This window comes from Echinicola pacifica DSM 19836 (assembly GCF_000373245.1).
In the GTDB taxonomy this organism is placed as follows: Bacteria; Bacteroidota; Bacteroidia; order Cytophagales; family Cyclobacteriaceae; genus Echinicola; species Echinicola pacifica.
The window spans coordinates 121,480-145,088 of the sequence record NZ_KB890755.1 but is presented as its reverse complement, the minus strand read 5'-3'; the positions used below and the strand labels follow the sequence as shown (position 1 = coordinate 145,088).

At 46.1% G+C, this 23,609-nt stretch carries 13 protein-coding genes; all 13 read left to right on the top strand.

The window, feature by feature from the left end:
- The first annotated feature begins 175 nt into the window (after nt 1–175).
- The 13 genes from B050_RS22970 to B050_RS0116405 all read left to right on the top strand — a co-directional run bounded on the left by B050_RS22970 (nt 176) and on the right by B050_RS0116405 (nt 23,557).
- Nucleotides 176–1,354: a FecR family protein gene (locus B050_RS22970; RefSeq protein ID WP_018475049.1), complete on the top strand. Its 1,179-nt coding sequence runs from the start codon at nt 176–178 to the stop codon at nt 1,352–1,354.
- A 126-nt stretch (nt 1,355–1,480) separates the two neighbouring features.
- Nucleotides 1,481–4,966, top strand: a complete 3,486-nt coding sequence (locus tag B050_RS0116460; protein WP_083923294.1) for a TonB-dependent receptor — start codon at nt 1,481–1,483, stop codon at nt 4,964–4,966.
- 87 nt (nt 4,967–5,053) lie between these two features.
- Nucleotides 5,054–6,742: a RagB/SusD family nutrient uptake outer membrane protein gene (locus B050_RS0116455; protein WP_169336267.1), complete on the top strand. Its 1,689-nt coding sequence runs from the start codon at nt 5,054–5,056 to the stop codon at nt 6,740–6,742.
- A 91-nt stretch (nt 6,743–6,833) separates the two neighbouring features.
- Complete coding sequence (locus B050_RS0116450) at nt 6,834–8,294, top strand: sulfatase family protein (protein WP_229802396.1); 1,461 nt, start codon at nt 6,834–6,836, stop codon at nt 8,292–8,294.
- A 67-nt stretch (nt 8,295–8,361) separates the two neighbouring features.
- Nucleotides 8,362–9,897, top strand: a complete 1,536-nt coding sequence (locus B050_RS0116445) for a sulfatase-like hydrolase/transferase (RefSeq protein ID WP_018475045.1) — start codon at nt 8,362–8,364, stop codon at nt 9,895–9,897.
- A 271-nt stretch (nt 9,898–10,168) separates the two neighbouring features.
- Nucleotides 10,169–11,728 carry a sulfatase family protein gene (locus tag B050_RS0116440; RefSeq protein WP_018475044.1) on the top strand — a complete coding sequence of 520 codons (1,560 nt, stop codon included), beginning with the start codon at nt 10,169–10,171 and terminating at the stop codon, nt 11,726–11,728.
- On the top strand, nt 11,721–14,027 hold the full coding sequence (locus B050_RS0116435; protein ID WP_018475043.1) for a glycoside hydrolase family 95 protein: 2,307 nt from the start codon (nt 11,721–11,723) through the stop codon (nt 14,025–14,027). The genes B050_RS0116440 and B050_RS0116435 overlap by 8 nt, the downstream gene beginning before the upstream one ends.
- A gap of 1 nt (nt 14,028) precedes the next feature.
- Nucleotides 14,029–15,399: a sulfatase family protein gene (locus B050_RS0116430; protein ID WP_205745003.1), complete on the top strand. Its 1,371-nt coding sequence runs from the start codon at nt 14,029–14,031 to the stop codon at nt 15,397–15,399.
- Nucleotides 15,400–15,440: 41 nt separating this feature from the next.
- The gene (locus B050_RS22575) at nt 15,441–17,303 is read left to right on the top strand and encodes a beta-N-acetylhexosaminidase (protein WP_018475041.1); all 1,863 of its coding nucleotides are present in this window, start codon (nt 15,441–15,443) and stop codon (nt 17,301–17,303) included.
- Between the two features lie 45 nt (nt 17,304–17,348).
- Entirely contained in the window at nt 17,349–19,682 is a 2,334-nt protein-coding gene (locus B050_RS0116420; protein ID WP_018475040.1) for a GH92 family glycosyl hydrolase, read from the top strand.
- Between the two features lie 126 nt (nt 19,683–19,808).
- Nucleotides 19,809–21,104, top strand: a complete 1,296-nt coding sequence (locus tag B050_RS0116415; RefSeq protein WP_044202776.1) for an alpha-L-fucosidase — start codon at nt 19,809–19,811, stop codon at nt 21,102–21,104.
- A 275-nt stretch (nt 21,105–21,379) separates the two neighbouring features.
- Complete coding sequence (locus B050_RS0116410) at nt 21,380–22,012, top strand: RNA polymerase sigma factor (RefSeq protein ID WP_018475038.1); 633 nt, start codon at nt 21,380–21,382, stop codon at nt 22,010–22,012.
- A 519-nt stretch (nt 22,013–22,531) separates the two neighbouring features.
- Complete coding sequence (locus tag B050_RS0116405; protein WP_018475037.1) at nt 22,532–23,557, top strand: FecR family protein; 1,026 nt, start codon at nt 22,532–22,534, stop codon at nt 23,555–23,557.
- Nucleotides 23,558–23,609: the final 52 nt, after the last annotated feature.

The window sequence follows — 23,609 nt, the reverse complement described above, 5'->3', positions numbered from 1 at the left end:
TCGCTGCAGATGGCTGGATTAGGATTTTTTTTAATCAATAAAATACCTTCATAAATGGCTTTAGAGGCCGATTTACAAATTTTATTAAAAAAAGTTAAATTTTTCATAAGTAAAAAGGAAGAAATCTTCTCTCTATAAATGAGCGATTGGTGATTTATTTCTTTTGAAATCGATAATGAGATATATAAAATATAGTGTAGAGGACTTTGTACAAGACGAATACTTCCAGAAATGGATAATTGCGCCTGATGCCATGACGCTGAAGTTTTGGGAAAGCTGGCTGCTGGAGCATCCCGAAAAAGCGGATGAGGTCGCTGAGGCCAGGCGGATTATTCAGGCCTTAAATTTTGATTCGGATGAGATCGAAGGGGCCGAAATAGATGAGATGTGGAAGAATATCATTGAGGGGCGCAGAGAGGGTAAAGGTCCTAAGCCATTCCAGTTTAGCTCCTTCCTGAAAGTGGCCGCGGTGCTTATCACCGTGTTGGTGGCAGGGCTGACTATTTATCTTTCCGGCAGCTTTACCAAAGGCCTTGTGGAAGAGCAAGTCGCCTCTCGTGTGACTTTGGAGTTGGAGGATGGACGGCTGCAGTCCTTGGATGGTCAGGCCCCCACGATCATTGAAAGCAATAATAAAGCGGTGTCCATCACCCGCTCGAGCAAGACCCTACATTATAATGCGGTGCAGGAGAATGTAACAGAACTGAAATACAATAAGCTGACCGTGCCTTATGGGGAGCAGTTTGACCTCGTGCTTTCGGATGGGACCAAGGTCAAGCTAAATGCTGGCTCTTGGATCAAGTTTCCTATTAGTTTTCTGAGTGATCTGCCCAGAACAGTGTACCTACAGGGGGAGGCTTATTTTGAGGTGGCCCCAGACAAGGAACGGCTCTTTACCGTGGTGACCGACCAGATGGATACCCAGGTTTTTGGAACCAAATTCATCGTCACTTCTTATCCCAATGAGCTATTTACCAGCACCGTACTGGTGGAGGGCAGCGTGGGGGTAAAGGACAAGTCAGCCGCTGCCGAGCCTAGACTCATCGTGCCGGGTCAGCGCGCCTTATCGGCGGAAGGTGCCATCAACGTGGAGGAGGTCAATGTCAATAAATACATCGCCTGGACCACGGACGAACTGGTTTTTATCAATGACCCCTTTGAGAATATCCTGAAGCGCTTAGAAAGACATTTTGATATAAGTATAGAAAATAAATTTATAGAGAACAGCCAGAAGGGTTATTCGGGAACATTTAAGGAGGAGTCCCTGACTCAGATCCTGGATGTATTTAAGGGTCATACCCCATTCAACTATAGTATAGAAAATGACGGGATTATTATTTACCCTGAGCAATAGTGTGATGATCAATAAAAGAGAAGAGAGATTAGAAATAAATAGCTGCCTATGATGAAAAATCAATCGTGATCTGTACCCACATTTGACGATCCTAATTACTAATTATGAAACAATAAATTCAAACTTATGAATATACATTTCCTAACAAAACGTACTAAGCGGAAATCTTCCCTTCTTCATCTCAAGATCAAATTTTCGTTTTTGATCATCATGGTGACATTTTTCCAGCTTAAGGCGGAACCAGGGCTAGCCCAAAAGTCCAAAATAACCCTAGACACTAAAGATACTCCCATCATTGAGGTGATGGGAGAGATCGAGCAGATTACTGATTATAGGTTTTTTTACAGCCAGGAGGAGCTGGATTTAACTAAACCTATTGATATAAACGCTAAGAATTCAGCGCTTACGGAAGTTCTAAAGGAGATTTTTGCTCCGGTAGGCATAAGTTATAAGATCATAGGCAAGCAGGTAATCCTGAAGGAGGCCCCGCCGCTATCTGCTAGCAGGCCTGAGGCTGACGTACCAGTCGCCCAAAAGCAAGAGGTGCAGGTGCGAGGAAGAGTGCTGGATGACACCGGCGAGCCCCTTCCCGGCGCGACCGTGCTGGAAAAAGGAACCGTCAACGGAACCCAAACCGATATGGATGGGCAGTTTACCCTAACCGCCTCTGGCCCAAAATCGATATTGGTATTTTCCTATATTGGTTTCGAATCGCAGGAAGTATCCATCAATAATCGCCAAACCATCAATATCACCCTTCTGGAAAGTACTGAAGGGCTAAACGAAATCGTGGTGGTCGGCTATGGTACGAAGCGCTCCAGCGAACTGGTAAGTGCGATATCGCAGGTGTCTGCCGAAGACCTCAAGGTCACCGAGCGGCCTGTCACCAGCGTGCAGTCTGCGCTGCTAGGCTCTGTAGCCGGTCTGAATGGTGCCTATGGCAATGGCCGTCCCGGATCCACTCCAGGGTTTTCTATTCGAGGAACGAGCACGCTAAACTCCACTTCCATCCTGGTGATCATCGATGGATTTGAAGGGTCACTTTCGGATGTAAACCCTCAGGATATCGAAAGTGTCAGCATCCTGAAAGATGCTGCCGCAGTATCCGTCTATGGTGCCCGTGGTGCCAATGGCGTAATGCTCGTGACTACCAAGGGAACCAAAAGAAATGAGCAAATTTCCGTGGACTATCGCTATAATTATTCCCTGCAAAAGCCCACCGCCCTTGCGGATATGCTAAATTCCAGTGAGCTTATGCAGTTTACCAATGTGGCCGCCGGAGCAGGAAATGAGGTATATGACCAGGATGCTCTGGCCCTTGCAGCAAGTGGCTTCTACCCGGAAACCAACTGGGCCGAGGAGCTGTACCAATCGCAATCCGGACAGCAGTCGCATAACCTATCCGTAACGGGAGGGAGCGAAAAAACTGGCTATCTGATCAATGCTGGCTACCTTACCCAGGATGGATTGGTGGTAGGCTCAGACAATTTCAAAAGAATCAACCTCCGCGTAAAAGTGGATACTGATATCACCGACTGGTTTAGCACTGGTGTCAATGCGCTGATAAGTAATAGAATCACCGAAAGTACGCCTGCCATCGGCGCGGACGGAATCTTAGGTTTACCTTTTTATCCTGTGAAAACCGAAGATGGCTATTGGGCAGAAAAGGGAAGTCCGGGAGCTCCAAACCCTATCGCTGAAGCTGCCTCCGGAAGCTTCTCCAAAAATAATAGGGATGCCACCAATATCCAGATTTATGCAAAGGTGAAGCCTTTTAAAGGTTTGGTGTTTGAAGAACGAGTATCCTTTATCAAAAACAATGAAAACATCAGAGACTGGTCTAATATCTATGATTATGTGTCACTGGACTATACCGATCCTGATTCTTATACCAACCCTAGCTCCCCAAACAGGATCTATACCCGGGGAAATCCTGAGGCAAGAACCTTAAATCTGAGCTCTCTTACGGGCTATGTATTGCGTACCCTATCCACCTTAAATTATAGTTTGGAGAAAGAAGATCATTCCATCTCGGCCTTATTAGGTTTCCAGACGGAGCAAGGGGAGAGTGAAGGCTTTTCGGCAGGAAGAATGAATTTCTTATTGGACAATGTCATTGACCTTCAGCTAGGGCAAACTCCAAATGTAAATATTCAGGATGTGGACCCATCTAAAGGGGGAGCTGATCCGCTAGGAACCACTTCGTATAGAGGAGGAAATGCGACCACCTTATCCTATTTTGGTCGATTCAATTATGGCTATAAGGGGAAATACATGGCGGAGGCCTCTTTCCGTGTGGATGGTAGTTCAAATTTCCTCGCCAATAATAGGTATGGGTTCTTCCCGGCTATGGCCGTGGGATGGAATATCGCCAGGGAGGAATTTATGAAAGACCTCTCCGCCATCGATCAGTTGAAGTTGCGAGCTTCCTATGGCCAGTCTGGTGATGACTCAGGCGTGGGCAGGAGAGTGGTGCAGCTGGTGAATGTGGATGTGACTGGCTATCCTTTCAACGGGCAGATTCAGCCTCGATTATTTTTGGGAAGTCCGGCAAGTACCGATCTTCAGTGGGAGACTGCTACGACCTTTAACCTAGGCTTAGACCTTTCTTTATTGCAAGGAAAATTCCAGATGAATGCTGAATATTTCATTACCGATAGAGATGATATCCTCGATGAGGTACTGACTCCTATTGAGTTTGGATTCGGAAATGTACCAGCCAATTTATACTCTGTCAAGAGCTGGGGTTATGAATTTGAGCTGATGCACCGAAATCAAGTGGGTAAGGTAAACTATTGGGTATCGGGAAATTTCTCTGATTATGACAATGAGATCACCGATGTGGCGGGCAGAGAATCCATCAATTTTGCCGTAGGCCAAAGCATCAATGATCGCCTGGGATACCAGACGGATGGCTTCTTTGACAGCCAGGAGGAGATCGATGCCTATACAGGTCCTGATGGAACTTCCCGGATCAATCAAAGTAATATGGGAGGAACCTTTGTGGGAGGATATAAATACGTGGATCAGTTGACCGTGGACACCAATGGGGACGGCGTACCTGATCAGGGCGATGGGGTAATAGACCCAGACGACCGGGTGATTTTGGACAGAAACAGTGCTCGAAATCTGAATCTTGGCTTCAGTATGGGCGTAGGCTATAAGGGCTTTAGCCTGTCTGCAAGGTTCTATGGCACCTTGGACAATAACCAGTGGTGGGCCAGTGCCGATGCACATGAGCCATTCCTGAATGGTTCGAATGTATATACTTTCCAGACCGATTATTGGTCTCAGAGCAATCCTGAGGCGATCTTCCCTACGCCACGTGGCACGGGAATTCAGGCCTATAACTCTAGTGTTTCGCACCTGATCCAGAACAACGAATTTATAAAACTACAGAACATCACGCTTACCTATGATTTTAATAAGGCGTTTATGGAAAGGTTTTCATTCATTGAGGGGCTAAATCTCGTGGTATCTCTCGAGAATATCGGTACCATCTGGAGCAATAGCCCAGCCTTTGAGTATGGTTGGGACCCTGAATTGGGGGTAGGAACCTTGGATTATCCTCTACCGAGAATATTTTCTGTGGGGGCAAATGTTTCCTTCTAAGGTCTAATTATGCTTTAAGGGATATGTCCTTAACCATTATAGAAGGAGATATACCCCATTTTAGTATCACTCAAAAAAATGAAGAAAATGAAATATATAAAAATAGTTTTAGTTGGGTTCCTAGGGTTTCTATCCTCCTGTGATGGATTTCTCGATGTGGTGGATTTGGATGAGCTGACCTCAGGGACGGTTTATAAGACCGAGACGGATCTGTCCTATGCGCTCAATCAGCTGTACACTTTCCTGCCGCAGGGCGATGTGGAGGGTTCAGCTCCTGTGCTGCCTTACTTCTGGACTGATGAGGCCATCCACCGTAATATTAATGATGGCGGTGGCCGTCAGGAGTCGGATTTTAATTGGACCATCAACTCCTCGGTACTGGACAATTTCTACCGATACCCAGAGATTGCAGATATCAATTTCTTTCTGCAAGCCTTGCCTGATGCGGAGTTTTTCAATGAAAGTAACCGTGCCCGATTTGGTGCTGAGGCACGTTTTTTTCGCGTATGGATTTATGAGGCGATGGTTTTTGCCTATGGGGATGTCCCATTGATCACGACTACCATCTCGGCAGATGACCTTCCTGAGAGAACGCCCCGGATTGAAGTATTCAATTTTGTGCTATCTGAGCTAGATGCGATAATTGCGATTTTGCCGGAGGCAAGTCAATATGCCGCTGCCGATAATGGCCGAATCACCAAAGGTGCGGCCTTGGCCCTAAAAGCCAGAGCTTGTCTCAATGCGGTGGGATGGCACTCTGATCCAGCCAGCTTATATGTGGAAGCAGAGCAAGCCGCTGCGGCGATAGTGAATAGTGGTGAATATTCCCTCGTAGAAGGAATTGAGGGGTTTGCGCAGCAGTTTACCTCTGCTAGTGACCTGGTGTCTCCGGAGACCATCCTTGCCACCGCTTATGTGCCGGAGTTTAGAACAAATTCTTTACCTCGCCGTCTGCCACCGAAGGGTGCGTGGAGAGGACTGGAGGCTACTTTTGGGAATAACCAAAGCAGACCGGGATTCACCGCTGACTTCATTGAAGAGGTGCAGACTATCAATGGCCTGTTTCCCATCAATGATCCTTCCTATGATCCTGCAAATCCCTGGGAAAATAGAGATCCTAGATTGGCAGTGTCAGTGATCCTTCCGGGGGACTTGCTACCCAGCAAGGGCAATCCTGACCTGGATTATGAATTCCAGCCGCATCCTAATATCAATCCAAATGGAACAGCCGATAATATCAATTCAACGGTAAACCCTACAGGTTATAATTTCCGAAAATACCTGACTTTTGATATCCCGGCACTGGACCGAGCGGATGTAGATATCAAGGTGATTCGTTATTCGGAGGTGCTATTAATGTATGCTGAAGCCCTTGCGGGCCAAGGTAAAGAGGCGGAGGCATTGGTGTATTTGGATCAGGTAAGAGCGCGAGTGGGCATGCCATTATATGCTGAGATCGGCCTGCCGACGATCACCCGTGGTACCACAGGCAATCAGATGATCGATGCGATACTATTGGAGCGCCGGTATGAGTTTGCGGGAGAAGGCCCACAGCGTTGGTTTGATATCTGGAGATATAAATTGGGGGATCAGGTTATCACTCAGGTTTATGGAATTCCAGAAAGCACCGAGCTGCCAGGGGACCTCATCGGACCAAAATTCAAAGCGGATGGAGACTCTTATAATCGAGTGTGGAACGATAAATTCTACCTCCTGCCCATCCCTCAGAAGGTAATCGATGCCAATCCTAATATAAGACAAAATCCAGGTTGGTAATGGAAGAGCTACTCCGATAATACTAGTAATTATTATTATCGGAGTATCTTTTTAGCGATATTATGTCCTCATTGAAAAAATCTTAAAAACAGTGATCTACAAAGTACAGAATAACAGAATAATGCTAGGAATGGCCGCTTTGCTGCTGGGATGGATGTCCAGCTGTGGCGGTGGAGCCAAAACTCAAACCACTATCGTGGAGAAGGTCAGAAAGCCCAATATCATCTTGCTGATGGCAGATGATCAAGGCTGGGGAGATACAGGGTATAATGGACACCCGGAATTAAAAACTCCCAACCTCGATGATATGGCCACCAATGGGGCAGTGTTTAACCGATTTTATTCAGGGGGCTCCGTTTGCTCTCCCACACGGGGAAGCGTCATTACTGGCCGTCACCCTTTGAGATATGGGATATGTAATGCCAACTGCGGCCATGTAAAAGACCAGGAAATCACCTTGCCAGAGATGGCTAAGGGAGAAGGATATACCACCGGTCATTTTGGTAAATGGCATTTGGGTACCCTCACACGGGACACCCTGGATGCCAATCGTGGCGGCAGAGCTCATTTTGATAAGGATTATGCTCCACCATGGGACAATGGATATGATGTAAGTTTCGTGACCGAATCTAAAGTTCCCACATGGGACCCTATGATTACACCTCCGAAGTCTGCCGGGGACGTCAGCGGTCACCTGAAAGAAGGAGCACCTTTCAATACTTTCTATTGGACGGGACCGGGAGAGATCGTCACTGATAACCTCGAGGGGGATGATTCTAGGGTGATCATGGACAGGGCTATTCCATTTATAGAAAATGCGGTGAAGGATGATCAGCCATTTATGGCTGTAGTATGGTTTCACACTCCGCATTTACCGGTACTAGCTGGCGAGGAAGACCGCGCCATGTATGATCATTTGTCAGAGGATCAGCAGCATTATTATGGGGTGTTGACGGCCCTGGATCAGCAGGTGGGACGACTAAGACAGACTCTGGAAGAGCTAGGTGTAGCGGAGAATACGGTGATCTTCTATACCAGCGATAATGGTCCCGAAGGCAAAGCGGTTCAAGGTCGTACACAAGGATTGACCAAGGGTCTCAAAGGCAGGAAGAGAAGCCTGTATGAAGGGGGATTAAGAGTGCCTGGAATCATAGAATGGAAAGGGACTATCCAGCCGGGAACCAGCATCGATGCACCTACATTTACCTCTGATTATTTCCCTACCATTGCCAATATCCTTGGGGTGGATATAGCGGCTAATCAGCGTCCCTATGATGGGGTGGACTTATTCCCTTACCTGACGGGAGAGATGCAAAAGAGAGAGAAGCCATTAGCATTTGCTTATCAGGAACAGCTGGCATTAATCGAGGAAGACTATAAGCTCTACCGCGCAAATGAAAACCAGGAATTTGAGCTTTATAATATCAAAAATGATCCTAATGAAACGGTAGATTTGGCGAAGAAACAGCCGGAAAAACTGGCAGAAATGGTAGAATATTGGAAGAAATGGAAGGTGTCTGTGGATCGAAGCTCTGAGGAGGGGGATTATTGAAAAAAAATGTGCTAAATTGATTTAAATTCTTTAGATACATCATTTAACCCCCCAAAAATTAAGAGAAATGAGAAAAATCTTTTATTCTATTTGCGCCTTTTTTTGTCTGGCAGCCTGCTCGGGAAACCCCGGGGCTGAAGACCAGGCTGAGGGCAAAGGAAAACCTAATATTGTCTTTTTGTTTACAGACGATCAGACCTTTGCCTCCATCCAGGCCTTGGGCAATAGCGAAATTCATACGCCCAACCTGGACCGTTTGGTAGCAGATGGCACCAGTTTTACCCATGCCTATAATATGGGCGGATGGAATGGGGCCATTTGCGTGGCCTCACGATCCATGATGATATCTGGCTCTTATATTTGGGATGCACAAGAGGTAGCAAAGCAATGGGGCAAAGGAGATAGCACAGCCTTGGAACATACCTGGCCACAACTGATGGAAGGTGCGGGGTATTCTACTTATATGACTGGCAAATGGCATGTGGAGGCTCCGGCCGATCAGGTTTTTCAGGAGGCCAGACATATCCGTGCAGGCATGCCAAAAGACAATGGAAATCAGCTGGGTGCAGCAGTTAAAAAATGGAAGGCCGAGTCAGGAGATATGAAGGACTGGAACGACTATATGCCACTAGGATATGGTAGACCAAAAAGTCCTGAAGATCAGGAATGGCAGCCTTATGATACCATAAATGGAGGCTTCTGGAAGGGTGGCAAGCACTGGAGTGAAGTGGTAAGGGACGATGCCATAGATTTTATCCAAGCCGCTAGCCAAAAGGAGGATCCTTTTTTTATGTATTTGGCCTTCAATGCTCCTCACGATCCTAGACAGGCTCCCAAGGAATATATCGATATGTACCCGCTGGAGGAGATCGAAATCCCCGAGAGTTTTCTGCCGGAATACCCTTATAAAGATGATATAGGGGCAGAACCGACACTCAGAGATGAGGCTTTGGCACCCTTCCCGCGGACCGAATATGCCGTGAAGGTCCATAGACAGGAATACTATGCCATCATCAGCCACCTCGATGAGCAAATAGGGAAAATCTTGGATGCCTTGGAGGCTTCGGGAAAACTCGATAACACTTATATTTTCATGACCGCAGATCATGGGCTGTCTGTGGGGAATCATGGTCTGATAGGCAAGCAGAGTCTATATGATCATAGCATTAGGGTTCCTCTTATGGTGACCGGTCCCGGCGTACCCAAAGGGGTGAAATTAGATCAGGAAGTATATCTACAGGATATTATGGCTTCCAGCTTGGAGCTGGCAGGAATCGAAAAGCCTTCCTATGTGCACTTCAATAGCTTCATGGATATCGTCGAGGATAATCAGGCCACAGGGCATTATACTGAGATATACGGTGCCTATAGACACCTCCAAAGGATGATCCGAAAGGATGGATATAAACTCATTGTTTATCCTAAAATCAATAAAGTCCTGCTCTACGACCTCAATGCTGATCCTAACGAGATGAAGGATCTCGCCGCTGACCCAGCCATGAAGTCTAAGGTAAACCAGCTATTCGACGAGTTGCTGAAATTGCAGCAGGATATGAAGGATCCGGTGGACCTTTCTGCAACTTATAAAGAGGTATTGGGATAAGAAATACCCATTACCCCGGGCTATTCTCCTTATGCAAGGAGGAGAATAGCCCTAATTACTCTTTGAACAGGACCTGGTTCATATAGTCCTGGCCTCGATCGGCCGTGGAGAGGAGAGGAATGGAGGACGAAATGCTTTACGCCAGTATTTTGGTTTATAGAAGTTAGTGAAATAGCGTAGGCTTAAGCTAATGCCAGGCCTTTTCCATCGAGGGGAAGAAATAAAATTGACCCAAACTATAAAATAGTATTACCCCATAAAGACAATAAGAATGAACTTGAAAGTAAAAGCAATAATCTGCTCCACCTTATTAAGCCTATTGTTTACCACTGCTTATTCCCAAAGCAAGAAACAGGAGCGCCCTAATATATTATTTATCATGTCTGATGACCACACCGCGCAGGCATGGGGGATTTATGGAGGCCTATTGGAGGGTTATGTTCATACGCCCAATATCAAGCGACTGGCCTCAGAGGGCATGGTTTTGGACAACTGTCTAGTATCCAATTCCATCTGCTCACCCAGTCGGGCGACCATCCTCACTGGGCAATATAGCCATATAAATGGGGTGACCACCTTGGGAGCAGGCCTACCGCCTAGCCATTATAATATCGCCAAGGCGATGCAGACGGGAGGATATCAGACCTCTCTCATCGGCAAGTGGCACCTCAAGCAGGAGCCTGCGGGATTTGATTATTACTGCGTGCTACCAGGCCAGGGTCGGTATTGGGATCCTATCATGAAGACCAAGGACAACTGGGAAGATTACTCCAAAGGAGGTAAGGCATACGAGGGATTCAGCACCGATGTCATCACCGATATGTCCATTGATTGGATAGAAAATAGAGATGAGTCGAAGCCTTTCATGTTGATGTGCCATTTTAAGGCCACCCATGAGCCTTTTGATTATCCTGAGCGATTCAGCAAGCTATACGAAAATTCTGTGATTCCTGTGCCAGCGACTTTTTATGATCAAGGCCCGGAAACCAATGGCCGCGTTTTTAAGGGACAGTCGCTGGATAACCTCACCTTAAGAATGCTAGATGCCACCGCTAACCCAAGCAAGCGAGTAGATTATATGGCTTACCCTGAACTGCCCTATGACGTGGATGGACTGGGTAATGACGAGGCAAGATTTAAAACCTACCAGAAAGTAGTAAAGGACTTTATGCGTAGTGGTGCTGCCGTGGATGATAATATCGGTAAGCTATTGAATTATTTAGAAGAATCTGGCCTGGCCGAAAATACAATAGTGATCTATACCGCCGACCAAGGATATTTCTTAGGGGAGCATGGATGGTTTGACAAGCGACTGATATATGAAGAGTCTATTCATATGCCATTTGTGATCCGATATCCTAAGGAAATTGCCGCTGGACAGCGGAATGATGATTTGATTGAGAATGTAGATTTCTCAGCGCTATTTGCAGATTATGCAGGAATAGACTATCCAGAAACCATGCAGGGAGTGAGCTTCAGAGAGAATCTGAAGGGCAAAACCTCTGTCAACTGGCGTAAATATTCCTACTATAGATACTGGGATCATTCCACAGATCGTCCGGGTCATTTTGGGGTACGAGGAGAGCGATATAAATTGGCTTTCTATTACGGAAATGGATTTGCAGATGCCGTGCCAAATTCCGGTTATTGGGAGCTGTTTGACCTTCAGGAAGATCCAAATGAATTGCATAATGCCTATAATGATCCGGAATACCGCAAGGTGGTGGCCGAGCTGAAGCAAGAGATCATCAATAAGCGCGAAGAAGTGAAAGACACAGACAGTGATAATGAGGAGATTTTAAAAATCATTGAAGCACACTGGAATGATTGATTTTAAAGCGATTAGATTCTTAGGACTTGGCTGTTTATTATTCCTTTCCTCCTTGGCTCAGGCCCAGGAGAAGGTACGGCTCCATTACCAGCAGCCTGCTGAGGAGTGGACCGAGGCACTTCCGGTAGGGAATGGCAGGCTAGGAGCGATGGTATTTGGGGGAGTGGAGAAGGCTCATATTCAGTTCAATGAAGAGACTCTTTGGGCGGGGGAGCCGCATGATTATTCTCATAAAGATGCACATCTGTACCTCGACGAGATCCGCACCTTATTGGCGGAAGGCAAGCAGCTGGAGGCACAGGACCTAGCCACGGAGAAGTTTATGAGTATTCCCATCACCCAGCTGCCGTATCAGCCCTTTGGGGATTTGTATATGGAGTTTTTGGGTCACCAGGATTATTCCAAATATTCTCGTGAATTGGACCTGGAGAATGCCTTGACTAAGGTGTCCTATGAGGTGGATGGAGTGCGATTTGACCGTAGTCTCTTTTCGAGTCATCCTGATCAGGCGATCGTGATTCATATTGCGGCCAGCAAAAAAGGAGCATTGGACTTCAGCGTATGGCTGGATGCTGTCCATGAAACCAAGACGGTGAGTGCTTCTGCTGCCGGTCAGCAGCTGGAAGTGCAGCTGAGCAATGGGGTGCTGAGTGGAATCGCAAAAATCAAGGTGGAAAGCGATGGTGAGCTGATGGAAAAAGAAGGAAAGCTATCCATCAAAAATGCCTCACAGGCTACTATTAAACTGGTGGCAGCCACCAATTATATTGACTTTCAGGATATAAGCGCAGACGCTACGACTTTGGCCGAAGGCTACCTCCAATCCATGGAAGGGAAGACCTATGATCAGCTGAAGTCGGCTCATCTTGCTGACTATAAGGAGCTCTTTGATCGATTTTCATTAGATCTTGGGGGAGATGAGCGAGAGACCATCCCTACAGATAAGAGAATATATGACTTCTGGAAGAACCCTGAAGATCCACAGCTCATCGCACTATACGTCCAGTATGCTCGGTATCTTATGATCGCCAGCAGCAGACCGGGGACACTTCCACCGACCCTTCAGGGCCTGTGGAATGATAAGATCAAACCACCTTGGTTGAGTGGATATACCACAAATATCAATTTGGAGGTGAATTACTGGCCAGTGGAAATGGCGAATTTGGCAGAATGCCATGAACCCTTATTCGACTTCATCCGGGACCTCTCCCAGACGGGAGGCAAGGTCGCCTCCGAGCACTATGGTGCTGAAGGATGGGTGGCTCATCATAATGTGGATCTGTGGCGCGGCGCTGCTCCGGTCAACGCTTCCCACCATGGGATTTGGGTGACGGGAGGAGCATGGCTGTCCACCCATATTTGGGAACATTATTTATTCAGTCAGGATGCTTCATTTTTAGCCGAGAACTATTCCTTAATGAAGGAAGCGGCATTATTCTTTTCCCAATTCCTATACTTGGATCCCAACAGCGGCTACCTGATCAGCTCCCCATCCAATTCTCCGGAAATTGGTGGCTTGGTAGCAGGGCCGACAATGGATCATCAGATCATCAGAGCACTATTCCGCAATACGATAGCGGCTGCAGAGGTGCTGGGTACTGATCAGGACTTTGCCGAGGAACTCCGGGAGTTACTTCCAAAGATCGCCCCTAACAAAGTCGGCCAGCATGGTCAGCTGCAAGAGTGGATGGAAGATGTGGATGATCCCGAAAACCACCACAGGCATGTCTCTCACCTCTGGGCGGTACATCCCGGCAATGAGATCAACTATAAAGATGAGCCTGTGCTGATGGATGCAGCAAAGCAATCGCTGGAATACAGAGGTGATAATGGCACTGGATGGAGTCTGGCATGGAAGGTGAATTTTTGGGCTAGGTTCTTAGATGGCGACCGCGCCTATAAGCTGCTGCATAGCCTGCTAAGCCCTGCTGAGGAACCCGAAAGGAAAAACCAGGGAGGTTCTTATCCCAACTTATTTGATGCTCACCCACCTTTCCAGATCGATGGGAACTTTGGTGGAGCAGCGGGGATATTGGAGCTATTCGTGCAGAGTCATCTGGAAGAGATCGACCTGCTGCCAGCATTGCCGGAAGCACTTCCCCAGGGAGACCTCAAGGGCATCCGCGCTCGTGGAGGCTTCACCTTAGATGTCCAATGGGACAAGGGTAAATTGACCAAGCTAGTGGTGTATTCCACTGCTGGCCAGTTCTGTATCTTGCAATATGGTGATATCAGAGTCGAGATACCTACGAAGGTAGGCGGAAAATATACTTTTAATGGAAAGCTAGAAAAGCAATAATATGATACAAAGGAGGATTATTGTTCGCAAGGCTATGGTCTGGGTTTTTGCCCTGCTCCCCATCCTTGCTCAAGCGCAAAAAGCGAAGTCTTCGCGTCCCAATGTGATCGTGATTTTCACCGATGACCAGGGATACCAGGATGTAGGTTGTTTTGGGTCGCCAGATATCAGCACCCCCAACCTGGACAATATGGCCAAGGACGGTATACGATTTACGGATTTTTATTCAGCATCGCCGGTATGCTCTCCATCGAGGGCTGCCCTGATGACGGGCTGCTATCCCACCCGGGTGGGCGTGCCAGTGGTATTATGGCCCATGAGTCCGGACGGTCTTAGCCCTGAGGAAGTGACCATCGCCGAGATGGTGAAGGAGCAAGGGTACGCCACTGCCTGTATTGGCAAATGGCATCTTGGGGACCAAGCGCAGTTTTTGCCTACCAATCAAGGCTTTGATAGCTATTTTGGAATTCCCTTTAGCAATGATATGTCTGTAAACCCAGAGGCCAAGGTGTCTGCTGAGGTGTTATTTAGAGAGGGTAAAGACCTGAACAAGCTACGAACAGAGAAGCCTAAGAAATTCGATGTTCCTTTATTTAGGGATGATGAAATTATAGAATATCCGGTGGATCAAACGCAGATCACCAAGCGATATACCGAAGAGGCACGGAAGTTTATAGTGGAGAATAAGGAGAAGCCTTTCTTCCTCTACCTGGCGCATACCATGCCACATATACCCCTGATGCCTTCTGAGGAGTTTAAGGGAAAGAGCCGGCAAGGCCTATATGGAGATGTAATCGAGGAGATCGACTGGAGTGTAGGGCAGGTATTGGAGGAATTGCGCAAGCAAGGTTTGGAGGAGAATACCTTGGTGATATTCACCTCTGATAATGGACCATGGAATCTGAAGAACGGCCATGGTGGAAGTGCCAAGCCTCTACGTGGATTTAAGTTTGAGACCTATGAAGGCGGTATGAGAGTGCCTATGATAGCACAGTGGAAAGGCATGATCAGTCCCCAGAGCACAAGTGCAGAAATCGCCTCCACCATCGATCTGCTCCCTACCATCGCCTATCTGTCTGGCGCTGAGCTGCCTGATAGAACCCTGGACGGGAAGAATATCTGGCCCCTGCTATCGGGAAATTCCAATAGCAAAACCCCGCATAAGGAATTCCTCTATTATTCCAATACCACCGCAGAGGCCATCCGTGTTGGGGATTGGAAGCTACGCGTCAGAGAGGGGATTGTGGAGTTGTATGATTTGAAAAATGACATTTCAGAATCCAATAATCTGGCCGAAGAGCAACCAAAGAGAGTGCAGAGCCTACAAAAGAAATTAGATAAGTACGATACGGCGCTGAAGTCGGACCAATAATACGGTCTGATTAGCAATGCATCTTGATCAAAGGAATAGGAATGAATAAGTTTATAATTGGTTTTCTAGTATTAATCACCCAGATTTTTGTAGCGAATGCCCAGGAATCGTCTTTAGCTCTTATTCCCTACCCTTGGTCTGTGGAGCAGGGGACAGGTGAATTCCTCTTTACAGAAGAGACGATTTTCTACCTGCCCCAGTCCCAGGAGCGAGATTTGGGAGCCTATATTCAAGAAAAGCTACTTGCTGATCAGAATATGAAGGTACAGGTGAAGTCAGGTTCTCCTAAGAAAGGCGAGGCACCAGCGGTGAATTTTCTATTGACCAAGAATAAGGAGATAGAGGAGGAAGGCTATATTCTAAGTGTTCAGCCATCTTCCATTCAGGTGGAGGCCCGCACGGCGAAGGGCTTATTTTACGCCTTTCAGACCTTGCGTCAGCTGATGCCAGTCCAGCCTTCGGCACTTGCTCGCATTCCCAGTGTGGAGATCAAGGATCATCCAAGATTCGAATGGCGCGGTTTGATGATCGACGTTTCCAGGCATTTTAGGTCTAAGGAGTTTGTGAAAAAGCAAATCGATATCATCGCGGCTTACAAAATGAATAAGTTTCACTGGCACCTTACCGATGACCAAGGCTGGAGAGTGGAGATCAGGAAATACCCCAATCTTACAGACAAAGGAGCTTGGCGTGCGGATAGGACGGGAGTAAGCTGGTGGAAAAGAACCGGTGCCACTGCGGAGGAACCTAAGTCTGTTGGGGGTTTTTATACTCAGGAAGACATCAAGGAGGTGATCGAATTTGCCCGTCTGCGAAATGTGGAGATCATTCCTGAGATAGATGTTCCGGGGCATAGCAAGGCTCTGGTAAGTTCATATCCTTTCTTATCCTGTCTGGATAGTGCGACATTCGAAGTGGCGGTGGGCGGCAAAGCCCCAGACAACGCCCTGTGTGCGGGTAAGGAAAGCACCTATGATTTTATGGAAGAAGTCATCGGGGAGATTGCCGGGTTATTTCCTTCTCAGTACATCCATATCGGTGGAGATGAATGCAATAAGACCAACTGGAAGAAATGCCCGCATTGCCAGGCGGTGAAGGAGGAGCATGGACTAGCAGATGAGGAAGAATTGCAAAGTTATTTCATCCAGCGAATGAATAAGCTGATCACGGCGAATGATAAAAAAATGATTGCCTGGGATGAGGTATTGAGTGGTAATGGAGCCAAAGGCGCAGTGATAATGGCCTGGAGACGTGGTGCGCATAGCCCTCAGCTACAGGCTCCGCAGGAAGGCTATCCCACGATCATGACCTCTTATACCTATTCGTATATCAGTCAGGTGCAGGGCCCGCCGGGCATGGAGCCGGAAGGACCCAAGGTGGTTTTGCCACTTTCCAAGGTTTATAGTCAGGAGCCGGTTCCTGAAGCATTAAGTCCAGAGCAGGCTCGCCTGATCAAAGGGACAGAAGTATGCCTCTGGTCTGAATTTACTCCCACCGCTGAGCATACCGAATATATGCTTTACCCACGGACCATCGCCCATGCAGAGGTAGCCTGGACGGTGCCCGCACAGAAGGATTGGCAGCGATTTCAGGAAATTGTTCCTACGCATTTTCAGCGCCTGGAGCAGCAGAAGATTACCGTTTCCAACAGTTTATATTCTATCTATGGATCCTATGCTTATAGCCCTCTGGAACAAACAGGAAGGGTGTTTTTGGAGACAGAAACGGAGGGATACAGGATGCTCTATACCTTGGATGGCACAGCGCCTACCTCAGGATCAGAGCAGTACCATGGATTCCTGACGGTTTCCCTGGGGCAGGAAGTGAAAGCAGGGCTTTTTGATAAAGAAGGACAATTACTGGGAGAAATCACTAGTCTTAAGGTAAGAAAAGATAACCTGTGATATAAATGAATGAGGTGGTGAAATAAGAGATGTATTTATATAAAAATGAATTATAAAAATAAGCTAATTCTTCTACTAATCGGTGCTTTGATAGGCATGGTACCGCTACAGCCACTTATTGCCCAAAGTCAAGAGGGGAATGAGGAGAAATCGCCGGTGGACTATATCAATCCTATCATCGGTGCGGTGACCTATGGAAAGAAAACCACCGATGCTCATGGCTTTGGCAAGACCTTTCCTGGAGCAGCAACCCCTTTTGGACTTGTTCAGCTCAGTCCTGACACCTTCAGTGGAGGGGACAATGGCTCAGGGTATTCCTACGAACATCCCACGATGGAAGGCTTCAGTTTTATCCATATGAGTGGGGTGGGCTGGTTTGGTGATTTGGGAAACCTCCTGATTACGCCGACCACAGGCCCCTTACGGATGAATAGAGGCCTGCCCGAAAAGCCGGAGGAGGGCTATCGGTCAAGGTATTCGCATGATACCGAGGTCACGGAAGCGGGCTATTATGCAGTGACGATGGAGGACTATAAGGTGAAAGTGGAGCTAACAGCCGCTCCCAGGGCGGGAATTATTCGCTTTACCTTCCCGGAAAATGATAGCTCCAGAATCCAAATTGATCTTGCCCGCAGGGTAGGAGGCACCTCTACGGAGCAATATATAGAGGTGGTCGATGACTATACTATCTCAGGATGGATGAAGTGCCCTCCCGAGGGTGGTGGATGGGGTGCCGGTCAGGGTAATGCTGATTATACCGTGTATTTCTATTGCCAGTTTAGCAAGCCGCTGAGCGATTACGGTTTCTGGTCGGCAGACCTTCCAGATGTACCGCGTAAGATGAAATTTATCCGTCAGGATAATTACCAGCAAGCGATCAAAGACTCCAAAATCTACCCCGGCCAAAAAGAACTTCAAGGAGAACATTTAGGGTTTTATGCCAATTTTAAAACCCATGACCAGGAAGAAATCCTCGTCAGAAGCGGAATCTCCTTTGTCAATATAGAAGGAGCAAGAGAGAATCTGGAGCAAGACATAAACCATTGGGACTTTGATCAGGTGAGAGCAGAAGCCCGGCAGCTATGGGATGAGGCGGTGAGTAAAATTGAGATCTCGGGAGGCACAGAAGTGGAAAAGGAGGTTTTCTATACGGCACTTTATCATACGATGATAGACCCTAGGGCTTTTTCGGATAGCAATGGCAATTATATTGGGGCTGATAAGAAAATCCACCAGTCTGATGCCTTTACGTATAGGACCATCTTTAGTGGCTGGGATGTCTTTAGATCCCAGTTTCCCCTGCAGACGCTCATCAATCCTGCCTTGGTGAATGATGAGATAAACTCCCTTATTCAGATGGCTGAATATAGTGGCAATGGCTATTTCCCTCGCTGGGAAATGCTGAATTCCTATTCAGGCTGCATGCTGGGAAATCCTGCGGTGTCTGTGCTGGCTGATGCCTACCAAAAAGGCATTAGGAATTATGATATTGAGAAGGCCTTTACATTCGCGAAAAACACCGTTGACCATACCGGAAATGGAAGCCTAGGCTATAGCCATAATCATGTCTCCAAAACCCTGGAATATGCCTATTCCGACTGGGCGCTGGGGACTTTGGCAGCTTCATTAGAAAAGCCTGCGATTTCCCAAGAGTATTTAGAAAAATCAAAAAACTATACCAATATCTGGAATGAAGAGGTGAATTGGTTTCGGGCAAAGGACAGCCTGGGTATCTGGCTGGAATGGAAAGGTAAAACGGTGCATGGGCAAGGCTGCATAGAGAGCAATCCTTATCAGCAGGGCTGGTTTGTGCCCCATGATATCGAGGGCCTGAAGGAACTGATGGGAGGAGAGGAAGCGTATAGAAATGAGCTCATCGCTTTTTTTGATCAGACGCCTGATGATTTTCTGTGGAACAATTACTATAACCATCCCAATGAACCGGTGCACCATGTTCCATTCTTATTTAATACAGCTGGAGTACCCCATCTCACCCAAAAGTGGACTCGGAAGATATGCGATGAGGCTTATGGGAATGATGCTTATGGCCTGTGTGGGAATGAGGATGTTGGCCAGATGTCCGCATGGTATATTCTGGCCGCGGTGGGCATCCATCCTATCTGCCCGGGAGACACCAATTACCAAATCACAAGTCCTGTTTTTGAGGAGATAGAGCTTCACTTCGATCAAGAATATTATCCAGGGAAAAGCTTTAAGATTATCGCAAATAATAATTCCAGGGAAAATATCTATATCCAAAGTATGAGCCTCAATGGGGAGGTGCTGGATCGGTACTGGATTTCTCACCAGGAAATAGTGCAAGGTGGACTATTAGAAATGGAGATGGGCCCCAGCCCGGTAGTGGCGGTCTCAAATTGAGGGCCTGCGATAGTGATGGAATTTGCAGTCAGTGAGCTTTCAGGGGCGAGCGGCGGTTTTATAGAAGTAAGCAAAAATAATTATTCAATCAATATACCTACAATGAAGAAGTCTATATTAATACTAATGCTAAGCATTTTTTCTTGCAGCGTTTTTGCGCAGCAATATCCCTTTCCTATGCCCGAATATAAGCCTACAGAAGGCAATTTGCAGGCTAGAGAGGAATTTCAGGATATGCGATTTGGACTGTTTGTCCATTGGGGAATTTATAGTGTGCTGGGAGACGGCGAGTGGGTGATGAACACCCAGCGTATCAAATATGATACTTATAAGAGATTGGCAGATTTCTTTGATCCGGAAGCGTATAACCCTAAGGAATGGGTGCAGATGGCAAAGAATGCGGGGATGAAATACATCACCATCACTGCCAGACACCATGATGGTTTCAGCATGTTTGATACAGAAGCCTCTTCTTATAATATCGTGGATGCCACACCTTACGGCAAGGATGTGCTGAAAGAGCTCGCTGAGGAGTGTAAAAAAGAGGGCATCAAGCTTAATTTTTACTATTCCCTTTTGGACTGGGGCCGTGAGGATTACGGCTATGGGAAGAAGATCGTGGATGGAGCTCCTGTGGATACCGATTGGGAGAGTTATATCGAATTTATGAAACTTCAACTGACCGAGCTACTTACCAATTATGGTGAAATCGGCGTGATTTGGTTTGACGGTCACTGGGATCGTAAAGCAGCCAACTGGCATTATGACGAGATATATTCCCATATTCATGAGCTGAGTCCTTCTACACTTATCGCTAATAATCACCATATTCAGCCTATCGAAGGTGAGGATATCCAGACTTTTGAGCGGGACCTGCCAGGGGAGAATACTGCCGGCTATAGCGCGGGAGTACAAGTAAGCCAGTTGCCTCTCGAGTCCTGTGCCACCATGGCCGGCAAGTGGGGTTTTGGGCTGAATGATACCAAGTTTAAAAGTACCGCGCAAATCATCCATTTCCTAGTGAAAGCAGCGGGCCGAAACGGCAACTTACTACTGAATGTAGGCCCCATGCCAAATGGTAAAATCCAACCTGAATTCACCACCACACTAGCAGAAGTAGGTGAATGGACAGAGAAGTACGGCGAGACCATCTATGAAACTCGCGGCAATATCATCCCCGTCCAAGACTGGGGCACCATCACCCAAAAAGACGATATGCTCTATGTTCATATCATCAATCCAGGAAGTGATCCCTTTCTATTTATCCCTGAATTACAAGAAAAGGTGGTATCCGCTAGTTCCTATGACGGGAACCAAACGATTAAATTTAAACAACAAAATGAAGGCTTATTTCTGTACTTTGATCAGTCTGAGCTTAAGTCTGATCTAGACAATATCATTAGTCTCAAAATCAAAAAGTAATTGCAGATCTTCTGTAAAACCCTTATCGCCAAAACGCTAATTATAATAAAGGGGCGGGCGGTAAGGTTTTTTTTATACTTATTATTTTATCCTTGATAGGTTTAGGGATGATTGGAAAAAGTAAGATGCTTTTCCTGCCGTAATTGGTAAATATCAATTGAAATCCTAGGTTTTATATGGTGGTATTGATACATTATAGGTCATTAATTCGGTATGAGTGGTAGGAGTCGGTTTGATTCATTATTTCACTTAAATGGATAAGTAAGTTAATAATCATGCTCAATAACCTAAAAGAAAATAACCAAATCGTAGAGGATAAGCCAAATGTTGAGAAGAGCCAAGTCTCAGATCTCGAATTATGGCGGGCCTTTAAAGAAGGAAGTAATTCGGCTTTTATAAAAATCTATGAAACCTACTTCGAGGCTTTATTTAGGTTTGGCTCCAGGATAACACCTCATGAGGAGTTGATCAAAGATGCTATTCATGATGTGTTTTTTGACCTGAGGAAAAACAGTAAGAGTATCGGGGAGACCAAGCATATCAAGTTCTACCTATTCAAATGCCTAAAGCGGAAAATAGTAAAAGAGCTAAACAACTGGACCGTAAGGCAAGAGGAGTTAACCGAGCATACGCCTTTTGAAATAATATTTTCTCATGAGCATTTTTTGATAAACTCTCAGCTGGATTCAGAGCGTTCCGCCAAGGTAAAGGAGGCCATTATGCAATTGTCCTCCCGAAAAAGAGAAGCCATCTATTATCTGTATTTCGAAAACCTAAGCTACGATGAGGTGAGTGAGATGATGGGCTTAGCAAGTCCTAAATCTGCACGCGATTTAATCTATAAGGCCTTGAAGTCCTTGAGAAATTCCCTAGGCTTCTTACCCTTATTTTTGATACCTCCGTTATAAGGATGGAAATGAGTTTATCAGCCCAGAAAATAAATAGAACTTAAGGAGCTTTAGCAGAATAATTTTGAGAATATAATAATGTATTTGCCTGCTTGATACTGCTCGGACCTGTGCTTTTTATTGGGCTAAGAAAATAGCATTTTATCCAAATATTTATTTTTTAAGGAACTTTTTATTCTTGTCCGCGACTGATTTCCCTCTATTATAAGCTTTTTTCCTGGAGCAATGAAAGGAAAGGTAAAACCTGAAGAATCAAGGTGTTTGATTGTAAGTAATTGTTATTTAGGGATTATATCCGGATGGTGAGAGGAAGTGTTATCATCAAATGTATAGTTCGGATTTAAGTTATATACCCCCAAATCTGTGTCATTATATAGCTGATTAAGGGAGGGGTGAAACATTCTAAGGTGTAAGAGGAGAATTACTTTTGTTTTTTTCTGATAAAAATCAAAATAGATAGGCGTTGTTTTGACGAATGTCTGCTTTACTATATAGAGTGATAACAGTTTACCCAAAATTATGCCTCAAATAAAAGATCTGATAGAAGACCTGGAATTTATTCGCTGGGTCAAAAATCCTGATGATAAATTAAATCAATATTGGGAGCATTGGCTATCGGCCAATCCTGAGCGGCTGGCTGATGTCCAGTTGGCAAAGGAGATTCTATTAAATCTTAAGTTTCCTTCCAAGGCTTCAGGGGAGAATGACCAAAAGGAAGTGTTAAATCGCTTATTGTCTCCGCAGCTTCCAGCTGCCAAAGAGCCAAAAACCTCTCGCGGTCTCTGGGGAAGGATAGGTCAAATGGGTAAAGTGGCAGCTATATTGATTTTTTTGTTTCTGCTAACAGTTTTGCTTCATGATTTTTATAAGCCTCTAAAAGAGGAAAATCCAATGGTGGCTATCCAATGGATCACCAAATCGACATTACCAGGAGAAAAACTCAATTTCAGGTTGCCAGACGGCTCTGTGGTATGGTTAAATTCAGGGAGCAGCCTTTCCTTTCCTGTCTCATTTGATTCTTCTGTGCGCCATGTTAAGCTTCAGGGAGAAGGATTCTTTGAAGTGAAGGAAGACGCCAATCATCCCTTTCAAGTGCAAACCACAAATCTTCTCACCACCGTTTTAGGGACTTCATTTAATATTAATGAGAGCTCTACTTCCCTGAGCTCGGTAGCTCTACTGACGGGAAAAGTGGCTATTGATGAGCTAGAGACTGGTAAGGAGTATATTCTTAGTCCTGGCCAGCAGCTCGAGTATGATGCTATTCAGAAGAATAGTGAGATACAAAACTTTGATATGGAGCTTATTGAGAGCTGGAGGAAAGGTCTGCTGATCTTCAGACAGACGCCCTTTGACCAGGTGAAGTCCCAGCTGGAGATGTGGTATGGAGTGAAGATAGTGGTCAGTGGAAAGGTACCTGCTACCTGGCGCTTTACGGGCAAATTTGAACAACAAATGCTGGAAACTATCCTTATCAGCATGTCACATATTGAGGGATTTAAGTACCAGATAAATGATAAAGAAGTTAGAATTTCATTTCCATAAATAACCTAAAAAAACCATGAAAACATCAACAAATAACTCTTCTTAAAAATAG

Bases quoted from the DNA above. Each gene is read 5' to 3' on its own strand.
- B050_RS22970 (WP_018475049.1), top strand. From the start codon at position 176: ATGAGATATATAAAATATAGTGTAGAGGACTTTGTACAAGACGAATAC.
- B050_RS0116460 (WP_083923294.1), top strand. From the start codon at position 1,481: ATGAATATACATTTCCTAACAAAACGTACTAAGCGGAAATCTTCCCTT.
- B050_RS0116455 (WP_169336267.1), top strand. From the start codon at position 5,054: ATGAAATATATAAAAATAGTTTTAGTTGGGTTCCTAGGGTTTCTATCC.
- B050_RS0116445 (WP_018475045.1), top strand. From the start codon at position 8,362: ATGAGAAAAATCTTTTATTCTATTTGCGCCTTTTTTTGTCTGGCAGCC.
- B050_RS0116440 (WP_018475044.1), top strand. From the start codon at position 10,169: ATGAACTTGAAAGTAAAAGCAATAATCTGCTCCACCTTATTAAGCCTA.
- B050_RS0116435 (WP_018475043.1), top strand. From the start codon at position 11,721: ATGATTGATTTTAAAGCGATTAGATTCTTAGGACTTGGCTGTTTATTA.
- B050_RS0116430 (WP_205745003.1), top strand. From the start codon at position 14,029: ATGATACAAAGGAGGATTATTGTTCGCAAGGCTATGGTCTGGGTTTTT.
- B050_RS22575 (WP_018475041.1), top strand. From the start codon at position 15,441: ATGAATAAGTTTATAATTGGTTTTCTAGTATTAATCACCCAGATTTTT.
- B050_RS0116420 (WP_018475040.1), top strand. From the start codon at position 17,349: ATGAATTATAAAAATAAGCTAATTCTTCTACTAATCGGTGCTTTGATA.
- B050_RS0116415 (WP_044202776.1), top strand. From the start codon at position 19,809: ATGCTAAGCATTTTTTCTTGCAGCGTTTTTGCGCAGCAATATCCCTTT.
- B050_RS0116410 (WP_018475038.1), top strand. From the start codon at position 21,380: ATGCTCAATAACCTAAAAGAAAATAACCAAATCGTAGAGGATAAGCCA.
- B050_RS0116405 (WP_018475037.1), top strand. From the start codon at position 22,532: ATGCCTCAAATAAAAGATCTGATAGAAGACCTGGAATTTATTCGCTGG.